The following is a 3,473-nucleotide window of genomic DNA, read 5'->3' on the forward strand; positions in this document are numbered from 1 at the left end:
AGCCTACATTAAGATACGAAAAAAGGAGCAGAAAACTGCTGTTTTCCACTCCTTTTTTTAGCCTTTTTTCTAAGGGGACTTTTTCAGTGCCCTTATTGTTTGGCACCCTTTTTTACGACGGTTCGGTACGGAGGCGGCTGCGTAATAGGTTTGTTCGCCGGAGTCTGGTTTTGTACTTAATAGGAAAAAGGGACCGCGGAGTGCCCCTTTAAATGTTAATGCTTTCGGATCCGTTCTATTTGTCACACGGAGCGAACAGGCAGCAACGGGGCGTTGGGCCCCGCGCTACAGCTTCTGTCCGGCCGGTTAATGTAGGCCAATGAATATGTACTTCAAATAAAAGCTCCCTGATAATTGGCTGATTTTCCGATCTAGAGACCATTGACGTCGTTTTGACGTCTGTTTTGTACTTCTCCTCGGTCCGGCCGATGTTGACGGTCGTTGATCTTCTTCATTTTCTCTTTCCATTCCGGCGAGTTATAGTAGTCAGCTACTTTTTTAGCGTTGGCCTCAATTTTAGCGACATGCTCTTTCCACTCCGGCGAGTTATAATATGCCTCTATCTTCCGTGCGTTGTCTTCTATCTTTGCGATCTTTTCTTTCCATTCCGGCGAATTATAGTAGTCTTCGACCTTTCTGGCATTTGCTTCGATTTTAGCAATGTGCTCTTTCCATTGTGGGGAATTATAGTAAGCCTCCACTCTCTTTGCATTAGCTTCCACTTTCGCAATATGTTCTTTCCACTGCGGCGAGTTGTAATATTCCTCTATACGCTTTGCGTTATCTTCTATTTTCGCTATGTGCTGCTTCCACTCCGGCGAATTATAGTAAGCTTCGACTTTTTTCGCATTTGCTTCTATAGCCGCAATATGCTGCTTCCATTCGTCGGAATTATAATAGTCTTCTATGCGCTTGGCATTTGCTTCGATTTTAGCAATATGCTGTTTCCACTCAGGAGAGTTGTGGTGTATTCTAATGTTGTCGCTCATGTGCTGCAGCTCTTTTTCATCAACAGCTATTGCAGGATCCTTTAGGATTACCGGTGGCTCAATCGTGTCCCGCTGTTCCGTGAAGACGATAAAGTTGTTGCTGGGTGTGACGGTATCAGCGGCGCTTTCAGGGGTATCACAGTCTTCAGCCGCAACTGGCGCTAGTGGTGAAGGAGGCACAAATAATCCTGAGGGCGTCCCGGGCTGTGACGGAATGTTGATGGTTGTATTATCTTTCGCCGGAGAGATCCAGGCGACCATGATCAAACCCATTGAGCTTAAGGCAGCTGCGATAAGGTGCTGTTTCACGTTGATATAGTTCTTTTCCATTTTTGTAATACGTTGAATGCGGTGTAATAAATGATGTTTCTTCCGGGTAGCGGCCATAGCATATAGCGGGGCTGCATCGCCGCGGAGGAGTTCGACGGACATAAGCGCCTGGGCATAGGCAATAGGAGACGGAACCCACCGCACAACGATGTCGTCGCAGGCGTGCTCCCGTTCAGCTTCTATATGTTTGGAGAATAACCAGACAAAAGGGTTAAAGAAGAGGACGGTTTCCACAGTTACCTTCAGGAGATTCAGTAGATAATCGTTCCGTTTTATATGTGCAAGCTCGTGTATAAGTATCGATTCGACCTGCTTTATATCCAGGTTATTGGCGAAAGCTACCGGAAAAAGGATGATCGGCTTAACATGCCCAAGGGTCAGCGGTACGGATACTTTTTCGGAAAGGAAAAGCTGCACGTCTCGATCTATTCTTAGTTGAGAACAGATCTGCAGGAAAGGATCTTGCCATGTCATCGGCGGTTCCAATAGACCTCTTGTTCTAAGATAGTGTAGCTTTGAAAAGCAGTTTGTAAATATAATGAGCTGGACGAACAACCCCACTACGTATATGGAGGTGAACCATGGGAACAGCGGTTCTACTTTATTTAGAAATCCGTGTGATAGCTGGGCATAGCTTCCGGTTGATAGGATGGCGGCCGGTTCTGCCATGGAATAAGCAGGCGCGAAATCGACATAGTGTATAAATGTCGTAATAAAGGAAAGGAAGATTGCCATTTGCCCGACAAATGCCAGTAGATATTTGTATTTAGCGGACAGCTTTGGAGTGGCGAGATAAACGATGCACAGCAGGCTGTAAAGGAGTAAGCCCTGCCATAGCGAATGTAGTATGCTCCATCCTAACGCGTGGGTAATGTTTTGAAAAAGACTATTCATGGCTATGAGTTTTCAAGTTGCTTTAAATATGCTTTTATTAGATCGATTTCTTCTTTACTCGTCCGATTGTTTCCCAATGCCTGCATCACCAGCCGGGCGGTAGATCCATTATATACGGTGTCGATCATTCTCGTCAGGAACTGATGCTGGGTTTGCTCTTTGCTTAGCAAAGCTTTATATACATGCGTCTTGGACGAGGTGTCGCGGGAAACCATGCCCTTTTCGTACATAATCTGCATGAGCTTAAGCGTGGTTGTATACCCGACATCTTTTCTGTTCAGCATTTCATGTACGGTTCTGACGCTGCTCTCTCCTTGTTCCCAAAGGATTTGCAATATTTCCATCTCACTATCTGTCGGCTTCATATCTATCTACGAATGTTTTCGTAGACAAATGTACGAAGTGTTTCGTATATCCAAAAAACTTTTTTCTTTTTTTTTTCGTAGCGACTCATTTTGGTCGCAAAACTCTTAAACCGGAGAATGTGGGTTTGTGAATTGTTAATCCGTAAAGATGTAAGCCGTGCCCGGTGGAGATCAGCCTTCGGTACAGGGCCGGCCCATGCGCGGGGCAGAAGCCGGTCAGCGGTAAGAATAATAGAGGTTTAAATGAGGGTTGACAGAGGGTTGATAGAGGGTTTATAGAGGTAAAACTCTATATACCCTCTGTTTTCCCTTAAGGAAGACTGTGGCAGGACAGCAGGAAAGGCGCCGCAGGGGCGTCGTATGTGCGAAGCTATAGCATGGCTCATAGCTTATATGATTTATGCCATTAGCCATTAGCCATTAGCCATCTGCCATTAGCCATCAGCCATTAGCCATTAGCCATCTGCCATCTGCTATCTGCCATTAGCCATCCGCTATCTGCCATTAGCCATCTGCCATCAGCTATCTGCCATCAGCTATCTGCCATTAGCCATTAGCCATCCGCCATCTGCTATCTGCCATTAGCCATCAGCCTTCAGCCATCAGCCGGTTTAAAAATATCGTTCAGGTTTACAGGGGTTTGCGGTTTTTGGGCCGGAAAAAGGGGCACAGGACTTGCGCGGCGGGGTATAAAGTTCTATCTTTGCACCACTCCGCGAGGGAGGGACAGCACTGAAAGGCAGAAAAAGGGGGCCGGAAGGGGGATACCGTAAGGGGTTCCGCCGGCAGGAAGGGGAAGCAGGAAATTATTTTAAAATAAATTTTGCGGAAACGGAAAAACCTTTTACCTTTGCAGTCCCGAACGGAATCGGGGAAAACAGAAAAGATAGTAATT

General features: G+C 46.1%; 2 protein-coding genes. Both read right to left on the reverse strand.

Annotated features, from left to right (window positions below):
* Positions 1-371: 371 nt before the first annotated feature.
* Positions 372-2,213: a M56 family metallopeptidase gene (locus BC792_RS18175; RefSeq protein WP_148910436.1), complete on the reverse strand. Its 1,842-nt coding sequence runs from the start codon at positions 2,211-2,213 to the stop codon at positions 372-374.
* 2 nt (positions 2,214-2,215) lie between these two features.
* Positions 2,216-2,578 carry a BlaI/MecI/CopY family transcriptional regulator gene (locus BC792_RS18180; protein ID WP_211357586.1) on the reverse strand — a complete coding sequence of 121 codons (363 nt, stop codon included), beginning with the start codon at positions 2,576-2,578 and terminating at the stop codon, positions 2,216-2,218.
* Between the last annotated feature and the right edge of the window lie 895 nt (positions 2,579-3,473).

This window comes from Sphingobacterium allocomposti (genome assembly GCF_008124885.1).
In the GTDB taxonomy this organism is placed as follows: domain Bacteria; phylum Bacteroidota; class Bacteroidia; order Sphingobacteriales; family Sphingobacteriaceae; genus Sphingobacterium; species Sphingobacterium allocomposti.